18 protein-coding genes are annotated in these 16181 nt (G+C 71.4%); 11 read left to right on the top strand and 7 right to left on the bottom strand.

Translation table 11 applies throughout. From position 1 onward, the window contains the following. Window positions 1–52 precede the first annotated feature (52 nt). Window positions 53–856 (bottom strand): 2-cyclohexenylcarbonyl CoA isomerase, encoded by an 804-nt coding sequence (gene chcB / locus ABT137_RS21475; RefSeq protein ID WP_351711133.1) that lies wholly within the window; start codon window positions 854–856, stop codon window positions 53–55. Window positions 857–1256: 400 nt separating this feature from the next. Between chcB and ABT137_RS21470 the strand changes: the two genes are divergently transcribed. Next, complete coding sequence (locus tag ABT137_RS21470) at window positions 1257–1424, top strand: DUF3117 domain-containing protein (RefSeq protein WP_004950282.1); 168 nt, start codon at window positions 1257–1259, stop codon at window positions 1422–1424. A gap of 118 nt (window positions 1425–1542) precedes the next feature. Here the strand turns inward: ABT137_RS21470 and ABT137_RS21465 are convergent, their stop codons facing one another. Beyond that, complete coding sequence (locus tag ABT137_RS21465) at window positions 1543–2241, bottom strand: O-methyltransferase (protein ID WP_351711361.1); 699 nt, start codon at window positions 2239–2241, stop codon at window positions 1543–1545. A 235-nt stretch (window positions 2242–2476) separates the two neighbouring features. On the opposite strand from ABT137_RS21465, the gene sigE reads away from it, so the two are divergent. The 5 genes from sigE to ABT137_RS21440 all read left to right on the top strand — a co-directional run bounded on the left by sigE (window position 2477) and on the right by ABT137_RS21440 (window position 6498). Beyond that, complete coding sequence (sigE, locus tag ABT137_RS21460) at window positions 2477–3193, top strand: RNA polymerase sigma factor SigE (RefSeq protein WP_089098938.1); 717 nt, start codon at window positions 2477–2479, stop codon at window positions 3191–3193. Next, window positions 3190–4155 (top strand): zf-HC2 domain-containing protein, encoded by a 966-nt coding sequence (locus tag ABT137_RS21455; protein WP_351711131.1) that lies wholly within the window; start codon window positions 3190–3192, stop codon window positions 4153–4155. The genes sigE and ABT137_RS21455 overlap by 4 nt, the downstream gene beginning before the upstream one ends. A 169-nt stretch (window positions 4156–4324) precedes the next feature. Next, complete coding sequence (locus tag ABT137_RS21450; RefSeq protein WP_351711129.1) at window positions 4325–4939, top strand: trypsin-like peptidase domain-containing protein; 615 nt, start codon at window positions 4325–4327, stop codon at window positions 4937–4939. A gap of 201 nt (window positions 4940–5140) precedes the next feature. Next, a complete protein-coding gene (locus ABT137_RS21445) occupies window positions 5141–5587 on the top strand; it encodes a sec-independent translocase (protein ID WP_351711127.1) in 447 nt (148 codons plus the stop codon). Between the two features lie 239 nt (window positions 5588–5826). After that, on the top strand, window positions 5827–6498 hold the full coding sequence (locus ABT137_RS21440; protein WP_351711125.1) for a hypothetical protein: 672 nt from the start codon (window positions 5827–5829) through the stop codon (window positions 6496–6498). Between the two features lie 155 nt (window positions 6499–6653). Here ABT137_RS21440 and ABT137_RS21435 read toward each other — a convergent pair whose 3' ends face one another. Genes ABT137_RS21435 through ABT137_RS21425 form a run of 3 tightly spaced genes read right to left on the bottom strand, consistent with a single transcriptional unit; the run spans window position 6654 to window position 9730 of the window. Further along, complete coding sequence (locus ABT137_RS21435; RefSeq protein WP_351711123.1) at window positions 6654–7787, bottom strand: Mrp/NBP35 family ATP-binding protein; 1134 nt, start codon at window positions 7785–7787, stop codon at window positions 6654–6656. A gap of 43 nt (window positions 7788–7830) precedes the next feature. Continuing rightward, window positions 7831–8427 (bottom strand): DUF1003 domain-containing protein, encoded by a 597-nt coding sequence (locus tag ABT137_RS21430; RefSeq protein ID WP_351711121.1) that lies wholly within the window; start codon window positions 8425–8427, stop codon window positions 7831–7833. Beyond that, a complete protein-coding gene (locus ABT137_RS21425) occupies window positions 8417–9730 on the bottom strand; it encodes a magnesium transporter MgtE N-terminal domain-containing protein (protein ID WP_351711119.1) in 1314 nt (437 codons plus the stop codon). The genes ABT137_RS21430 and ABT137_RS21425 overlap by 11 nt, the downstream gene beginning before the upstream one ends. A gap of 199 nt (window positions 9731–9929) precedes the next feature. Here ABT137_RS21425 and ABT137_RS21420 point away from each other — a divergent pair, with 199 nt between their 5' ends. Beyond that, the gene (locus ABT137_RS21420) at window positions 9930–10655 is read left to right on the top strand and encodes a LolA-like protein (protein ID WP_351711117.1); all 726 of its coding nucleotides are present in this window, start codon (window positions 9930–9932) and stop codon (window positions 10653–10655) included. 116 nt (window positions 10656–10771) lie between these two features. Here the strand turns inward: ABT137_RS21420 and ABT137_RS21415 are convergent, their stop codons facing one another. Together ABT137_RS21415 and ABT137_RS21410 are read right to left on the bottom strand one after the other, a co-directional pair. Then, window positions 10772–11284 (bottom strand): hypothetical protein, encoded by a 513-nt coding sequence (locus tag ABT137_RS21415; RefSeq protein WP_351711115.1) that lies wholly within the window; start codon window positions 11282–11284, stop codon window positions 10772–10774. 10 nt (window positions 11285–11294) lie between these two features. Further along, window positions 11295–12425, bottom strand: a complete 1131-nt coding sequence (locus ABT137_RS21410) for a magnesium and cobalt transport protein CorA (protein ID WP_351711113.1) — start codon at window positions 12423–12425, stop codon at window positions 11295–11297. Between the two features lie 486 nt (window positions 12426–12911). On the opposite strand from ABT137_RS21410, the gene ABT137_RS21405 reads away from it, so the two are divergent. The 4 genes from ABT137_RS21405 (at window position 12912) to ABT137_RS21390 (ending at window position 16105) form a co-directional block, all read left to right on the top strand. Further along, window positions 12912–13508, top strand: coding sequence for a suppressor of fused domain protein (locus ABT137_RS21405; RefSeq protein ID WP_351711111.1), 597 nt, complete (start codon window positions 12912–12914; stop codon window positions 13506–13508). Between the two features lie 175 nt (window positions 13509–13683). Continuing rightward, window positions 13684–14325: a DUF6758 family protein gene (locus ABT137_RS21400; protein ID WP_351711109.1), complete on the top strand. Its 642-nt coding sequence runs from the start codon at window positions 13684–13686 to the stop codon at window positions 14323–14325. A 262-nt stretch (window positions 14326–14587) separates the two neighbouring features. Continuing rightward, window positions 14588–15445 carry a PHP domain-containing protein gene (locus tag ABT137_RS21395; RefSeq protein ID WP_351711107.1) on the top strand — a complete coding sequence of 286 codons (858 nt, stop codon included), beginning with the start codon at window positions 14588–14590 and terminating at the stop codon, window positions 15443–15445. Window positions 15446–15499: 54 nt separating this feature from the next. Next, window positions 15500–16105 carry a MarC family protein gene (locus ABT137_RS21390; RefSeq protein WP_351711105.1) on the top strand — a complete coding sequence of 202 codons (606 nt, stop codon included), beginning with the start codon at window positions 15500–15502 and terminating at the stop codon, window positions 16103–16105. The last annotated feature ends 76 nt before the right edge of the window (window positions 16106–16181 follow it).

The raw sequence follows: 16181 nt of genomic DNA, 5'->3' as shown, positions 1-16181 counted from the left end.
CGACCAGCCCCCACGCACCCGCAGTCCGCGACTCTGCTCCCCGCCCCCTCTCTCACCGCCCCAGATACTTCGGCTTCTCCTTGTTCACGAACGCCTGCACGGCAATCCCGTGATCCTCGGAGGCCCCGGCCCTTGCCTGCAGCTCGTCCTCCTTGTCCAGCGTCTCGTCGAGGGAGTGCGTGAGCCCGTAGGCCACCGCTTCCTTCAGCGCCGCATAAGCCACCGTCGGCCCCTCCGCCAGCTTCCGCGCGATCTTCTCGCCCTCGGCCCGCAGGTCGGCGGACGGCACGACCTTGTTCGCGATGCCCAGCTCGTACGCGTCCTGCGCACTGATGCTCCGGGGAAAGAGCAGCAGGTCGGCGGCGCGGCCCGGTCCCACGACCCGCGGCAGCGTCCACGAGACGCCGGAGTCCGCGGTCAGCGCCACCCCCGCGAACGACGTGTTGAAAGCGGCCGTGTCGGCGACCACCCGGTAGTCCGCCGCGAGGGCGAACCCGAAACCGGCGCCCGCGGCCACCCCGTTCACGGCGGCGACGACCGGCTTCGGCGCCGACACCAGCGCCCGCACGATCGGGTTGTAGTGCTCCCGTACCGTCGTCATCGTCTGCCCCGCCCCGGTCTCCCGGTCGGACGCGAGCAGCGTGATGTGCTCCTTGAGGTCCTGGCCCACACAGAACGCCCGGTCTCCGGCGGCGGTCAGCAGGATCGCCCGGACGGCCGTGTCGGCCGCCGCCTCCTGCGCTGCTTCCCGAAGAGCCACCTTCGTCGCGATGTTCAGCGCGTTCATCGCCTCGGGGCGGTTCAGCGTGATCGTCGCGAGCCCGTCGCCCACCTCGTAGAGCACGGTGTCGGTCATGGAGCGTCCCCTCCGTCGTCGTCGTTCGTCTTCGTTCGGCTGCGTCGTCGCGGCTGACGTACCGCTCAGTACGTCCCTGTCCGAAGGACAGCATGGCGGAGATCGTCGTCGTGGGACCGGAGCGGGCGTGTGACCTGCGTCAAAGAATTCCGGAGCCGACTCGGTCGGCGTAAGGACACGAGGTGGCGAAGTATCGCAGTCACATCGCCGAATTGAGTGGTTTTGCTCGCGTGCGTTGCCCAAGCGATGCCGACTGATGTTGGTCATCGGGTCCTGAGATGCGGGATAATGGCTTGGAAGCAATGTGTTCGATGCCGGAGTCGCGTGTCCCGCCAGAGACCGCGCGTGCCCTCGGGGGCCGTCGGCAGACGATGAGCTGTTTTCAGGAAGGGGAACCAGCATGGCGGCCATGAAGCCGCGGACGGGTGATGGCCCGCTCGAGGTGACCAAGGAGGGGCGGGGCATCGTCATGCGCGTTCCGCTCGAAGGCGGCGGTCGGCTCGTCGTCGAGCTGACCCCTGACGAGGCCGCGGCGCTTGCCGACGCCCTCAAGAACGTCGTCGTCTGAGGCGTCAGCGACCATACCCTTTCGGCCGCCCCGGCATCCTAAGCGGTGCCGGGGCGCTGCCGTTTTTCCGGGCCCCCGGCGCTGACCCGGACCCGGCCCCGTTCTCTGCCCGCGAGGGCTACCGCTTGACCGCGCACAGCAGCCCGTCGCCCACCGGCAGCAGCGACGGCACCAGCTCCGGGCTCTCCCGGACCGTGCGCAGCAGTTCGCGCAGCCGCAGCACCTCGGTCGGCTGCGGCCCCGAGTCGACGGTGCGGCCGTTGGCGAAGATGCCCTCGAAGACCACCAGGCCACCCGGACGCAGCAGGCGCAACGATTCAGCGAGATAGTCGGAGTACTCCTGCCGGTCCCCGTCGCAGAAGACGAGGTCGTAGCCGGCGTCCGCGAGACGGGGCAGTACGTCGAGGGCCCGGCCGGGGATGAAGCGGGCCCGGTTGCTGGCGAAGCCGCAGGCGCGGAAGGCCTGCCGCGCGAACTGCTGGTGCTCCGGCTCCGGATCCACGGTGGTCAGCACGCCGTCCGGGCGCATGCCGTGCAGCAGGTACATCCCGGAGACACCGCACCCCGTGCCGATCTCGGCGACCGCCTTGGCGTCCACGGAGGCGGCGAGCATGCGCAGCGCGGCGCCCGTGCCGGGCGACACCGAGCGCAGCCCTGCCTCGCGGGCCCGGTCACGGGCCCACCGCAGTGCTTCGTCCTCGGCGACAAAGGCGTCGGCGAACGCCCAGCTCGTCTGCCGGTTGCCGGTAATGACCCTCTCCTGTCCCCGTGGTTGCCTGGGCGTGACTGTATCCGTTGGCGTCGGGAACCCGCAGATGGGACCGGGCGTTTAGAGGGGTGGAAGACAAGGCGGGGGGACACGAATGGATCACGGCGGAGAGACGGCGGCCGACCACCCGCTGTCGCGGCTGGATGAGCCGTACCAGCACAGATCAAATTCTTGTAAAACCGCTTATCCGGTGCTAACGGGCGAGGTGGCTATGGTAGGGGCTCCACTGGACACCACCAGAGCCGACAGGGGAGGTGCGGCTGCGCCTGGGGATCGGGGAGGAGTGCTGCGGCGCTTCCTCGGATCGGCAGGCAGGCCGAAATCCGTGAACGACACCGCTGCTGACCCAAGCCACGCCGCCGCGCTCGCCATGGGCGAGGACCGGACCGCGACCTTCTCCACCGACGCGGACGGGCAGGCATGGACTCCGCCCACGTGGGAGGAGATCGTCAGCACGCACAGCGGCCGCGTCTACCGCCTGGCCTACCGCCTGACCGGTAACCAGCACGACGCCGAGGACCTCACCCAGGAGGTCTTCGTCCGCGTCTTCCGCTCCCTGTCGACCTACTCCCCGGGCACCTTCGAGGGCTGGCTGCACCGCATCACCACCAACCTGTTCCTCGACATGGTCCGCCGCAAGCAGCGCATCCGCTTCGACGCCCTCGGCGAAGACGCGGCCGAGCGCCTGCCCAGCCGCGAGCCCACCCCCTCGCAGGCCTTCAACGACGCGCACTTCGACGCCGACGTCCAGCAGGCCCTGGACACCCTCGCGCCCGAGTTCCGCGCCGCCGTCGTGCTCTGTGACATCGAAGGCCTGTCGTACGAGGAGATCGCCGCGACCCTCGGCGTGAAGCTCGGCACGGTCCGCTCCCGTATCCACCGCGGCCGCTCCCAGCTGCGCAAGGCCCTCGCGCATCGCTCCCCGGAGGCCCGCAAGGCCGAGCGCCGTTCCTTCGTGCCCCGTGTTCCCGCACTGGGAGGAGGGGGCGCGACCGCGTGAGTGGATCACGACCGAAACCGGCCGAGCGACAGCTCGCCGAGCAGCACCTGGGAGACCGACTCTCCGCCCTGGTGGACGGAGAGCTCGGTCATGAGACGCGTGAGCGCGTCCTGGCCCACCTGGCGACCTGCGCCCGGTGCAAGGCCGAGGCGGACGCCCAGCGCGCCCTGAAGAACGTCTTCGCGGCGGCCGCCCCGCCGCCGCCCTCCGAGAGCTTCCTGGCCCGCCTCCAGGGGCTGCCCGCGGGCGGTGACCCGGACGGCGGCGGTTCGCCGTTCGGCGGGGGAGACCCCTCGGGACGCGGATCCGACAGCGGGGTCTTCGGCATGGGCCGGGACGACCGCTTCGAGTTCGGCTACGTCCCGGCCCGTCCGCACGACCCGGCCGCGGCGGCCGGCCGGGGCTTCCGCATCCACCCCGTCGGCCGCCCGGACGGCGACCGCTCCGCCTCGCGCGGCATGCGGTTCGCGTTCGTCGCCGCCGGCGCGGTCTCGCTCGCCGCCGTCGCCCTCGGCGGCGTCACCGCGGGCCTCCCCGGCACCCCGGCCGCCGACGCCCGCAGCGGCACCGGCGGCGGCAGCGTCGCCCCGGCCGGCACGGCGGGCTCGGGCACCAGCGGGGCCGCCGACTCGCAGCGCCGCCGCCTGCTCACGCCGCTGCTGTCGTCCGGCACGCTGCTCGGCGGCCCTCCCGTCATGCCCACCTCGGTGTCCGCGCCGCTGCTGCCCGGAGTGCCCTCCCCGGCCGCCGCGCAGCAGAAGCTGCGGGAACTGGCCGCACCGGTGATGGCCGGCGCGGCCGCGGTCTCCCCGCTGATACGACCGCTGAGCACCAACCCGCCGTTCGCCCTCACCTCGTGGACCACCGTCCCCGAGGCGACCAGCACCAGCCTGCTCGCCGCACCCGTCCCCGACACCACCTCCGCCCCCTCCCCGTCCCGCTCCTCCCGCGCGGCCCACTGACCGGTCGCTGCCCACCTGCTGAACGGCCCTGCGCGGCGACTCGCGAACCTGGTTGAATCCTGTGAACCAGCCATGCCCGTGGCGCCGCTGCGGGCACGGAGCCGACCTTCCGCGAGCCCGCCCGTGCGCGTACAGGGCCACAGGGCTGCGGTGAGCCCGCGAGGAGAACATGGACGAGGGGATACCGGCGGCGTCCGGCGCCACCACCGGCAGCGCTCCGTCCCTCCCGCAGGGCGATGCGGCCGGGGCCGCGGTACAGCGGCGGCGGTCGCGGAGCCGGCGGACGTTCGCCGCGGGTGCGCTGGCGCTCTCCCTGCTCTCCGCTGCGGCCGGCGGGCTGGTCGGCGGCTACCTGGAGCGCACCGGCGGCCTGGAGACCGTACAGCTGCCCCAGGCCGGTCCGCCCCAGCACCAGCCGGGCCCGCCGCCGCCCGGACGGCCGCCCGGCAGCGCCGCCGGGATCGCCGCGCGGGCGCTGCCCAGCGTCGTCACCCTCCAGGTCACCGGCACCGGCGAGCAGACCACCGGCACCGGCTTCGTCCTCGACACCCGCGGGCACATCCTCACCAACAACCACGTCGTCGCCCCCGCTGCCGCCGCGGGCGGCCGGATCACCGTGACGTTCAGCAGCGGAGCCACCGCCCGGGCGACCGTCGTCGGCCGGGACACCGGCTACGACCTCGCCGTCGTCCAGGTGTCCGGCGTGCAGGGCCTCACCCCGCTGCCGCTCGACGGGCCCCACGACGGCCAGCACGTCCGCCCCGACTCTTCGGACAGGAACTGACAGAAACGTCACAGGCAGGGCCCCACCCGTGCCCCGACTAGGCAAACAACCCGGAAAACCGGTCGTACACACGCAGTCGGACACCTCGGGGCAGTACCGGTCGGACAGGTCCGCCGGGTACCGTGGACCCGGCCCGGACCACGGAACACCCGCAACAGCGACCGGAGGGCCGAGGACCGAGGACATCGCAAGGAGCTTCAGGTGTTCAATGACATAGGACCACTCGAGCTGGTGACGATCATTGTGCTCGCCGTGCTCGTCTTCGGTCCGGACAAGCTCCCGAAGGTCATCCAGGACGTCATGCGGACCATCCGTAAGATCCGGGAGTTCTCGGAGAGCGCCAAAGAGGACATCCGGCAGGAACTCGGCCCGGAGTTCAAGGACTTCGAGCTCGAGGACCTCAACCCCAAGACCTTCATCCGCAAGCACCTGGACAGCGACGAGCTGGGGCTGAAGGAGATCCGCAACGGCTTCGACCTGAAGAAGGAGATGGCCGAGGTCACGGACGCGGTGCACAGCCGCGAGACCGACGCCTCGCCGTCGTCCTCCGGGAGCGGCTCTTCGGGGAGCGGCCGGATCGACATGACCAAGAAGCCGGAGGATCCGGGCACGGACGACCGTCCGCCCTACGACGCGGACGCCACCTGAGTCCGGATCACCCGACCCGCGCATGAGCGGCGCACGTGACGCGTTTCATACCGCGTGTGCGCCGCTCATTCGTCTCTTACGGCCCGAACCAGCCGCCCGTGCGACCCACGCACCGGGCGGTTTCGCGGCTGGTCCCAGCGGTGTCGATATGCTGCCGAGTTGTTGTGCGGACCGGACGAGTGCGCCCGAAGGGGGGCGGGCCGCCCCGGACCGACGAGAGCTAGGAGGCGTCCGGGCAGATGGAGACGACAAGTCGGGTGGACGGACAGGCGCCGGTCGTGGAGGGCGGGCAGCAGGCCCCCTCCGCCCGCCGCACGGTCGACGGCTACCTGGAGGCGCCCTTCCCCTGGTACGGCCTCGACGAGGCGTTCACGGGGCCGCGCTGGCTGATGCAGGTGGGTGCGGCGGCCGACGGCGCGGTGGAGCACGGGTCGATCGGGCACGGCGACGAGCCGTCGGTGCGGAACGAGCATCTCGCCTCGGCTGTCGGTGAGCCGCGGGAGAAGTTCGCGGTCGTCGTGACCGTCGCGGCGAGTCCCTCCCGGCGCAGCGCCGACGGGACGGGGCTGCTGGAGGCCACGTCGGTGTCGTCCGCCGCGTGGCTGGCCGGGGTCGGGCTGCTGTCCTTCACCTGGCCGGGGCAGATGGACCACAGCCTGCGGGACGACTGGCTGGAGCAGCAGACCGAGACGGCGTGGGAGCTGGCGGACGAGCTCGGCGGGCCGGAGTGGTCGACGCTGTCGCTGCCGGTGGACGGGGTGGCGACGCCGTTCCACTACCGGGAGTCGGAGTTCGGGTGGGTGCTCGCCGGGTCCACGGAGGAGGGCGTGCATCTGGGGGCGTACGGGCGGGGGATGTCCGCGTACGGGCTGGGGTTCGCGGTGATCAAGGACGTTGCCGCGTACGCATGACAGCAAAAAGGGGCGCCGGTGGTGTGTGGCGCCCCTTCGCCGTAGGGGTTGCGGGTTGTGCGCGGCTGCGGGTGCGTCGTGGTTGCTCGCGCCCACGCGGCGGAGCCGCATATTGAAACAGCCCCGCGCCCCTTTCAGGGCGCTATGGGTCCCCTCTAGAACTTGTTGCGCGGCGTGATGCCCAAGGACATGCCCGAGAGGCCTCGCTGCCTGCCGCCGAGCTTGCCGGCGATGGCGAGCAGGGCCGCGCCGGCCGGGCTGTCCGGGTCTGTCAGGACCACCGGCTTGCCCTCGTCGCCGCCTTCCCGGAGGCGGACGTCGATCGGGATCGAACCCAGGACCGGCACGGTCGCGCCCGTCGTACGGGTCAGGCCGTCCGCGACCGTCTGGCCGCCGCCCGTGCCGAAGACGTCGACCATCTCGCCGCAGTGCGGGCAGGGCAGGCCGGACATGTTCTCGACGACGCCGACGATCTTCTGGTGGGTCTGGACCGCGATGGAGCCCGCCCGCTCCGCGACCTCCGCGGCGGCCTGCTGAGGCGTCGTCACGACCAGGATCTCGGCGTTCGGGACCAGCTGGGCGACCGAGATGGCGATGTCGCCGGTGCCGGGCGGGAGGTCGAGGAGGAGGACGTCCAGGTCGCCCCAGTAGACGTCCGCGAGGAACTGCTGGAGGGCGCGGTGCAGCATCGGGCCGCGCCAGACGACCGGGGCGTTGCCCGGGGTGAACATGCCGATGGAGATGACCTTCACGCCGTTGGCGGACGGCGGCATGATCATGTTCTCGACCTGGGTCGGGCGGCCGTCCGCGCCGAGCATGCGCGGGACGGAGTGGCCGTAGATGTCCGCGTCGACCACGCCCACCTTGAGGCCGTCGGCGGCCATCGCGGCGGCGAGGTTGACCGTGACCGACGACTTGCCGACGCCGCCCTTGCCGGAGGCGACCGCGTAGACACGCGTGAGGCTGCCGGGCTTGGCGAAGGGGACCTCGCGCTCGGCCTGGCCGCCGCGCAGGGCGGTGGCCAGCTCCTTGCGCTGCTCGTCGCTCATCACGTCCAGGGTGACGTCGACGCGGGTGACGCCCTCGACCCGGGAGACCGCCTCGGTGACGCGCTGGGTGATCGTGTCCCGCATGGGGCAGCCGGAGACCGTCAGGTACACGGTGACCGCGACCGCGCCGTCCTCCCCGATGGCCACCGATTTGACCATCCCCAGTTCGGTGATGGGTCGGTTGATCTCGGGGTCGTTCACCGTCGCCAGTGCCTCGCGCACCGCGTCTTCGCTAGCCATACCCCCGATGGTACGGCGCGGCGCAGGGCCCCTATAACGCCCCTCAGCGGTCGTCTACGTCACGCCTGGCCGACCGTTCTGCCGGGAATACGGCATGTTCGTGATGCCCGTCCCGCCGCTCGTCCATGTCCTTCAGCAGATCCTGGAGCTCGGAGCGGATCCAGTCCCGGGTCGCCACCTCGCCCAGTCCCATGCGCAGGGCGGCGATCTCCCGGGTGAGGTACTCGGTGTCGGCGATGGACCGCTCGTTCTGCTTGCGGTCCTGTTCGAGGTTGACCCGGTCGCGGTCGTCCTGCCTGTTCTGCGCGAGCAGGATCAGCGGGGCCGCGTAGGAGGCCTGCAGGGACAGCGCCAGGGTCAGGAAGATGAACGGGTACTCGTCGAAGCGGAACCGGCCGGGTGCCGCGATGTTCCACAGCACCCAGAGGATGATCACGAACGTCATCCAGACGATGAACCGCCCGGTGCCCAGGAAGCGGGCGATGCGCTCGGAGAGCCGCCCGAAGGCCTCCGGGTCCCACTCGGGCAGCAGCCTGCGCCGTGGCGCGCGCGGCTGGTCCAGGCGGTGACCGCGCGACCGGCCGGCGGCGGTGGCGCCGGACGGCGTCCGCTCCCGGGTGCTCTCGCGCTCAGGCGCCATGGATCCCCGCCCCCTTCTCCGCCGCCTGCTCCTTCTGCTCCTCCTCGTCCAGGTGGAACTCGGTCTCCCGCCAGTCCTCCGGCAGCATGTGGTCGAGCACGTCGTCCACGGTCACCACGCCCACCAGCGACCCCGCCTCGTCCACCACGGGCGCCGCGACCATGTCGTACGTGGCGAAGAACCCGGCGATGACCGGGAGCGTGGCGTCGGGGTCGAGGGGTTGCAGGTCGTCGTCGGCGACGAGCGAACTGACCAGGGTGTACGGGGGATCGCGCAGCAGCCGCTGGAAGTGCACGGTGCCCAGGTACTTGCCGGTCGGGGTCTCGTCGGGCGGCCGGCAGACGTAGACCTGGGCGGCGAGAGCCGGGGAGAGGTCGGCGTTGCGGACCCGGGCGAGGGCGTCGGCGACGGTCGCGTCGGGGCGCAGGACGATCGGCTCGGTCGTCATCAGACCGCCCGCCGTGTGTTCCTCGTACGACATCAGGCGCCGCATCTCGGCCGCGTCCGCCGGCTGCATCAGGCTGAGCAGCCGTTCCTTGTCCTGTTCGGGGAGTTCGGCGAGCAGGTCGGCCGCGTCGTCCGGGTCCATGGCCTCCAGGACGTCCGCCGCCCGCTCCTCCTTCAGCTTGCCGAGGATCTCGATCTGGTCGTCCTCCGGGAGCTCTTCGAGGACGTCGGCCAGGCGGTCGTCGTCGAGGGCCGCGGCCACCTCCGCGCGGCGCTTGGCGGAGAGGTGGTGCAGCACGTTGGCGAGGTCGGCGGGGCGCAGCTGCTCGAAGGTGGCGAGCAGGCTCTCGGCGCCCTGGCCGTGCTCCTCCAGGGAGAACCCGGTGACCTGCGACCACTCGACGGTGAGCGTCTCTCCCCTGGTCCGCCGGAAGGTGCCGGTGCGGCCCTTGCGGACGAAGACCCGGTCGATCTCCCAGTCCCGGCGGGCCGGCAGCTGCTGCACGGCCAGGTCGAGGACGGTGACCTCCTCGCCGGTCTCGGCCAGCTGGACGCGGCGGTCGAGGAGTTCGCCGAAGACCAGGCGTTCGGTGGGGCGCTGCTCGAAGCGGCGGACGTTGACCACACCGGTGGTGATGACCTGGCCGGACTCGACGCCGGTCACGCGGGTCATGGGCAGGAAGACGCGGCGCCGGGTGGACAGTTCGACGACCAGGCCGAGCAGCCGGGGCGGGCGGCGGCCGACGCGCAGCATGACGACGAGGTCCCGGACCCGGCCCACCTGGTCGCCGGTGGGATCGAAGGCGGGGACACCGGCGAGGTGCGAGACGAAGATGCGGGGAGCGCCGGCTGCCATGGGGTTGCTTCCTTTACCTACCGAAGTACTGCTTGCGTGGTTTTCGGTCCCTTCTGCCCGCTCGGTGGGCTTCAGGCTAGCCCGTACCGATCGGATACGCCCTGGTGAGCGGTCCGGACGGACCGGCTCCGCCGGGCGGGTGGGGCACCGGTACGCTGCGGTACGCCCTGCCGGACCCCTCTGAAAGGTGGCCCCGTCTGTGACCGCAATCGCTCCGGGCCGTACTCGCCACGCCGCACTGGTCACCGCAGTGTGCGCACTGGCCGTCCTCACCGGATGCGGCGGGGATCCGGACGCGGGGACGAACGGGGTGGGCAAGCTGGCGCCGGACGTCATCCAGTCGAAGACGCGGACGGCGGCCACGTCGGTGGCGACGGTGCGGATGGCGGGGACGGTGGTCACGAGCGGGCGTACGTACGAGCTGGACATGCGCCTGAACAAGGAGGGCGGGACCGGGTCGGTCACGTCGAAGGGCTCGACGTTCCAGCTCCTGAGGGTCGGCGACACGCTGTATCTGCAGGCCGACTCGGGGTTCTGGAACCACGCCGACGGCAGCGACACGACCGCGGCGAGCAAGCTCGACGGCAAATACGTCAAGGTGCCGCGGACGGATCCCGCGTACAAGAAGTTCAGCGGCTTCACGGACAAGGACGTTCTCCTCTCGGGCCTGCTGACCCTGCACGGCTCGCTCTCGACGGCCGGTCACCACGAGCAGTCGGGTACCCCCACGATCCGCATCACCGGCGACGGCGGCTCCGGCGGCACCCTCGACGTCTCCCTGGAGGGCAAGCCGTACCCCCTCCGTCTGGAACGCGGTGGCGGCGCCGGCACCCTCACCTTCTCCGACTGGGGTAAGGACTTCAGCGTGGTCGAGCCGGAGAAGGGTGAGACGGTCGACTACGGGAAGCAGCTGCCGACGTCGTAGGGGCGGCGGGGGTACGGCCGTTCGACGCAACGGCGGGTGGTCCCCCGGATCCCGCCGCACCGGCGATCCGCGACGGCGGTCCTGTCCGGCGGTGCCGAACTCGGCTCAGGCGTCCGCTACCTGGCCTTCCGGCGCCTCGCAAGCAACCGTGGCAGGGCGGCCGGGACCGGGCGCCGGGTCGTTGCCGGGGAGGAGAGCGGGGGCGCTGCCAGGTTCCCCTCCGGCAGGGGCGCTGTCGTCCCCGTCGGTGTCAGGCGCAGCACCCTGCACTCCCTCGCCCAGCGGTCGGTCATCGCCTCGCCGTCGGGGGCGTTGAGGCGTTTGCCCTTCAGTTCCGCCACCGCCGCGTCCCACTCCGGGGTGCCGGCGGGCAGTTCCGTGACCGTCGCCGTCCAGGTGACCAGCCGGCCCCCCTTGTCCTTGCTGCGGACGGTCACCTCCGCCGACCCGCCGTCGGCCAGCTCACCCAGCGGCTGCTCGGCGCCGTCGCCGACCAGGCACACACCCCCGTCGGCCCACGCGTGCCACACCGCACGCGCCGTCGCCGCCCCGGCGCCCCGCACCCAGATGAGGCCGGACTTCTTCGTGGCCTCCTCGACGAGGGCCTGGTCGAGCAGCTCGCTTGTCATGGCGACCAGCCTAGAGCCAGCCGTTGCGCTTCAGCGTGCGGTGGATGCCGAGGCAGATGCAGACCGTGATGCCCATGATCACCGGGTAGCCGTACTTCCAGTGCAGCTCCGGCATGTACTTGAAGTTCATGCCGTACACACCGCACACCATCGTCGGTACGGCGATGATCGCGGCCCATGCCGTGATCTTCCGCATGTCCTCGTTCTGCGCCACGGACGCCTGCGCGAGGTTGGCCTGGAGGATCGAGTTGAGGAGTTCGTCGAAGCCGACGACCTGCTCCTGGACGCGGGCGAGGTGGTCGGCGACGTCCCGGAAGTACTTCTGGATGTCGGGGTCGACCAGCCGCATCGGCCGCTCGCTCAGCAGCTGCATGGGGCGGAGGAGAGGAGAGACGGCGCGCTTGAACTCCAGTACCTCGCGCTTGAGTTGGTAGATCCGCGCCGAGTCGACGCCTCGGGAGACCCCGCCCTTGCGGCCCGGCGTGAAGACCTCGGTCTCCACCTCGTCGATGTCGTCCTGGACGGCGTCGGCGACCGCGACATAGCCGTCGACGACGTGGTCGGCGATGGCGTGCAGCACGGCCGAGGGGCCCTTGGCGAGCAGCTCGGGGTCGTCCTGGAGCCGGTGCCGCAGCGCCCGCAGCGAGCCCTGCCCGCCGTGCCGGACGGTGATGAAGAAGTCCCGGCCGGTGAAGCACATGACCTCGCCGGTCTCCACGACCTCGCTGTTGGCGGTGAGCTGGTCGTGCTCGACGTAGTGGATGGTCTTGAAGACGGTGAAGAGGGAGTCGTCGTACCGCTCCAGCTTCGGGCGCTGGTGGGCCTGGACGGCGTCCTCCACCGCCAGCGGGTGGAGCCCGAACTCGCTCGCGATACCGGCGAATTCGGCCTCGGTCGGCTCGTGCAGGCCGATCCACACGAACCCGCCGTCGCGGCGCACCAGCCGCATCGCCTCGTGCGGGGTCAGCGGCTTGCCGGTCTCGACGCGGGCGCCGTCACGGTAGACGGCGCAGTCCACGACGGCCGACGGCGTGCCGGGGTCGCGGGTGGTGTCGTACGCGCCGTTGTCCGGCCGCAGGCTCTTGCGGAGCGAGGGGCGGGAGGGGCGGACCACGGCACGGAGGTCGCGGATCATCGACATGGGCAGGCTCCTTCGCGACAGGCAGCGGAAGTCCGCCGAGGAACGGGTGGAACTACCCGGAATGAGGACGTCCTGGCTTCGGATGTTTGGCACGTCCACAAAGCGGGGAGCACCGCACCGTTGCGGTGGCGACTTCGCTACTGATTCAGATCAGACGAACGGATCCGGACAGGTCCGGAACGGACCGGTCAGAGGGATCGGGCAAGCGAAACGAAGTGCTCTTCCGAACGACAACGCGCACGAGAAGGCGGGCAGCCAGCCAGAGAAGAAATCAGAGGCCGGAAGAGCGAGTGGTACTGCACGGGTGACTTCGATCCATGACAGCCCCACCTCCTCCAGCCGGTCCCTCGTAAGGGAGTCCTGTGGGCGTCGGGGTCTGACCGCGACGCGCTGCGTGCTGCCCCGAACCACCGCGGTCAGAGTAGCAGCAGCCCTCAGTGTCAAGGCGCTGCTTTGCCCGGTACTGACGAGTTCTATGCTCACGGCATGGCTGAAGTTCTTCCTCTGGTCGAGGCCCGGTTGACCACCGCACTGGGCGAACCGGACGCGCGCGCGGCGGTCACCTTCCTCGGTACGGACCGCATCGAGGTGCTCCGTTTCCACGAGGATCTCCAGGGCGAGAACGTGGTCCGCTACGCCACGCTCGGCATGTCCGCGCACCCCATGACCGACCCCACCGCGATGGTCGCGGACCCCGTCAAGGGACCGCGCGCCGAGCTGGTCCTGTCGGTCCGGTCCGGGCTCGCCGAGACCGACAAGGTGGTCCGCGCACTCGCCGTACTCGCCGCGTCCCCGCAGGTGGAGGGCCTGGTCGTGACGCCGGGCGCGTCCTTGGACGTCGGTGACCCGCTGTGGCCGGGCGCGCCCTTCACCTCCGTCCTGGTCGGCGAGCCGGGCGGCCTCGTCGAGGATCTGGAGCTGGACGAGCCCCTCGACCCCGTACGGTTCCTGCCGCTGCTGCCGATGACGCCGAACGAGGCCGCCTGGAAGCGCGTGCACGGTGCCGGTGCCCTCCAGGAGCGGTGGCTCGCGAACGGGGCCGACCTCCGGGATCCGCACCGGAAATCCGTCCCGCTGGACTGACGCGGGTGGTGAGCAAGCTCACCAAGCGGCATGCACCGGCGGTCAGTTGGCAAAGAGGGTGACGCTGTCGCCGGAGGCGTGCCGCACGGCGGGAGCCGTTCGTCCACGCGGCCGCGTGCGCTGGACGGGTGATCGTCCTTGACGTGGGGGATCCGGGGTAGGACCGTGGGGCTCTATGAGGGGCGAACCCAGTTGCCCGAAGTGTGGTGGCCGGGTCAGGGCTCCCGGACTCTTCGCCGACACCTGGCAGTGCGATGTCCACGGGACCGTGCATCCGGTACAGCCCGTGATCCCGCCCAGCGTCGAGGCCCTCGGTGTGGTGATGCACCGCACCCAGGTTCCGGTGTGGATGCCCTGGCCGCTGCCGGTCGGCTGGCTGTTCACGGGCGTGGCGTGTGCCGGCGACGACCGCAGCGGGGGCCGCGCGACCGCCGTCGCCTGCTCAGGTCCCGCGCCGCTCGGCGGCATAGGGGAGATGATCCTGGTCGCCGAGGAGCTGGGGGTCGGTCTCGGGGCCCGGTACGCGGGGATCGACGGGCCGGATCCGGGGCGGTACATGACCGTGGAGAAGCCGCCGCAGGCGAAGGTGCTGGCGGCGGGGCGGCCGACGCCGCTGTGGCACGTCTCCGGCGCGCCGGACGACCGGGCCGTCTTCGCGGGCGAGGCCCGCGGGCTGTGGCTGTGGGCCGTGGTGTGGCCCGAGCAGACGGGTCTGCTGATGTACGACGAGTTGGTGCTGACCGATCTGCGGGACGCGGGGGCCGAGCTGGACCTGGTGCCCTGCGGGGCGTTGTCGCCGCGTTTGCTGGAGCCGTGAGCCGTGAGCCGTGAGCCGTGAGCCGTGAGCCGTGAGCCGTGAGCCGTAGGGCCGGTGCGATCGGTCGTCCGCGGGCCGGTGGGGCTGGTCGCGCCCGCGCGGCGGAGCCGCATGTCGAATACAGCCCCGGGCCCCTTCGGGGCGCGTCGTGCTGTGCGTCGGCTGTACGGGGCACCCCCCGTTGTCGGGTGTGACAGGGCACCCTCGGCCGACCGTTATCCTTGACGCGTCCCTTCCGTACCGTCCCGCTGGAGTCTGTGTCGTGCGCATCGATCTGCACTGCCACTCCACCGCCTCCGACGGTACGGACACCCCGGCCGAGCTGGTGCGCAACGCCGCCGCTGCCGGTCTTGACGTCGTCGCGCTGACCGACCACGACACCACCCGCGGGTACGCCGAGGCCGTTGCCGCGCTGCCCGAGGGGCTCACCCTGGTCACCGGGGCCGAGCTGTCCTGCCGTGTCGACGGCGTCTCCATGCACATGCTGGCCTACCTCTTCGACCCCGAGGAGCCCGCCCTGCTCGCCGAGCGCGAGCTGGTCCGGGACGACCGGGTGCCGCGCGCCCAGGGCATGGTCGCGAAGCTGAACGCGCTGGGGGTGCCGGTCACCTGGGAGCAGGTGCTGCGGATCGCCGGGGACGGTTCGGTCGGACGGCCGCACGTCGCCTCCGCGCTCGTCGAGCTCGGTGTCGTACCGACCGTGAGCGACGCCTTCACCGAGGAGTGGCTGGCCGACGGTGGCCGGGCCTTCGTGGAGAAGCACGAGACCGACCCGTTCGAGGCGATCCGGCTGGTCAAGGGCGCCGGCGGGGTGTGCGTCTTCGCGCATCCCGGGGCCGCGAAGCGCGGGCGTACGGTCCCCGAGTCGGCGATCGCCGAGCTGGCCGCGGCCGGTCTCGACGGCATCGAGGTCGACCACATGGACCACGACGACGACACCCGCGCACGGCTGCGGGGGCTCGCCGCGGACCTGGGGCTGCTGGTCACGGGGTCGTCCGACTACCACGGCAGCCGCAAGACGGTGACGCTGGGCGAGTACACCACCGACCCCGAGGTGTACGGCGAGATCACCCGCCGGGCGACCGGTGCGTTTCCGGTCCCGGGGACCGGCGGAGCCTGAGGCCCGGCCCTCGCCCGTCCGAGTCCCTCCTCCCGCAAGGCCTGTAGCAGCCCCATGTTCGATCTCGCCGTCTTCGGCTCCCTCTTCCTGACCCTCTTCGTCATCATGGATCCCCCGGGGATCACCCCGATCTTCCTCGCCCTCACCGCCGGCCGGCCCGGCAAGGTGCAGCGGCGGATGGCCTTCCAGGCCGTGTGCGTGGCGGGCGGTGTGATCACGGTCTTCGGGCTGCTGGGGCACCAGATCCTGGACTACCTGCACGTCTCCGTGCCCGCGCTGATGATCGCGGGCGGGCTGCTGCTCCTGCTCATCGCCCTGGACCTGCTCACCGGCAAGAACGACGAGCCGAAGCAGACCAAGGACGTCAACGTGGCGCTGGTGCCGCTGGGCATGCCGCTGCTGGCCGGCCCCGGTGCGATCGTGTCGGTCATCCTCGCCGTGCAGAAGGCCGACAGCGTGGCCATGCAGGTGTCCGTGTGGACCGCGATCCTCGCCATCCATGTCGTGCTGTGGCTGGTGATGCGCTACTCGCTGCTGATCATCCGGGTCATCAAGGACGGCGGCGTGGTCCTGGTGACGCGGCTCGCGGGCATGATGCTCTCCGCGATCGCCGTGCAGCAGATCATCAACGGCGTCACCCAGGTGATCAAGGGCGCGTAGCGCGGCGTAGGGGCGGCGCAGGGGGGCGTAGGGGGCCCGCAAACGCAGAGCCCCCGCACGGCGTCGGTGCCGTACG

It is taken from the genome of Streptomyces sp. NPDC001980 (assembly GCF_040296885.1).
Lineage (GTDB): Bacteria > Actinomycetota > Actinomycetes > Streptomycetales > Streptomycetaceae > Streptomyces.
Note: the sequence above shows the minus strand (reverse complement) of the source record. Positions and strands in the feature narration are given on the sequence as shown.

What these genes read in the sequence shown, in the direction of transcription:
- ABT137_RS21430 (WP_351711121.1), bottom strand. Translation starts at nt 8,427, where the DNA reads ATGGCGCCTGAGCGCGAGAGCACCCGGGAGCGGACGCCGTCCGGCGCC.
- ABT137_RS21405 (WP_351711111.1), top strand. Translation starts at nt 12,912, where the DNA reads ATGGCTGAAGTTCTTCCTCTGGTCGAGGCCCGGTTGACCACCGCACTG.
- ABT137_RS21470 (WP_004950282.1), top strand. Translation starts at nt 1,257, where the DNA reads ATGGCGGCCATGAAGCCGCGGACGGGTGATGGCCCGCTCGAGGTGACC.
- ABT137_RS21415 (WP_351711115.1), bottom strand. Translation starts at nt 11,284, where the DNA reads ATGACAAGCGAGCTGCTCGACCAGGCCCTCGTCGAGGAGGCCACGAAG.
- ABT137_RS21435 (WP_351711123.1), bottom strand. Translation starts at nt 7,787, where the DNA reads ATGGCTAGCGAAGACGCGGTGCGCGAGGCACTGGCGACGGTGAACGAC.
- ABT137_RS21400 (WP_351711109.1), top strand. Translation starts at nt 13,684, where the DNA reads ATGAGGGGCGAACCCAGTTGCCCGAAGTGTGGTGGCCGGGTCAGGGCT.
- chcB (WP_351711133.1), bottom strand. Translation starts at nt 856, where the DNA reads ATGACCGACACCGTGCTCTACGAGGTGGGCGACGGGCTCGCGACGATC.
- ABT137_RS21450 (WP_351711129.1), top strand. Translation starts at nt 4,325, where the DNA reads ATGGACGAGGGGATACCGGCGGCGTCCGGCGCCACCACCGGCAGCGCT.
- ABT137_RS21425 (WP_351711119.1), bottom strand. Translation starts at nt 9,730, where the DNA reads ATGGCAGCCGGCGCTCCCCGCATCTTCGTCTCGCACCTCGCCGGTGTC.
- ABT137_RS21440 (WP_351711125.1), top strand. Translation starts at nt 5,827, where the DNA reads ATGGAGACGACAAGTCGGGTGGACGGACAGGCGCCGGTCGTGGAGGGC.
- ABT137_RS21390 (WP_351711105.1), top strand. Translation starts at nt 15,500, where the DNA reads ATGTTCGATCTCGCCGTCTTCGGCTCCCTCTTCCTGACCCTCTTCGTC.
- ABT137_RS21410 (WP_351711113.1), bottom strand. Translation starts at nt 12,425, where the DNA reads ATGTCGATGATCCGCGACCTCCGTGCCGTGGTCCGCCCCTCCCGCCCC.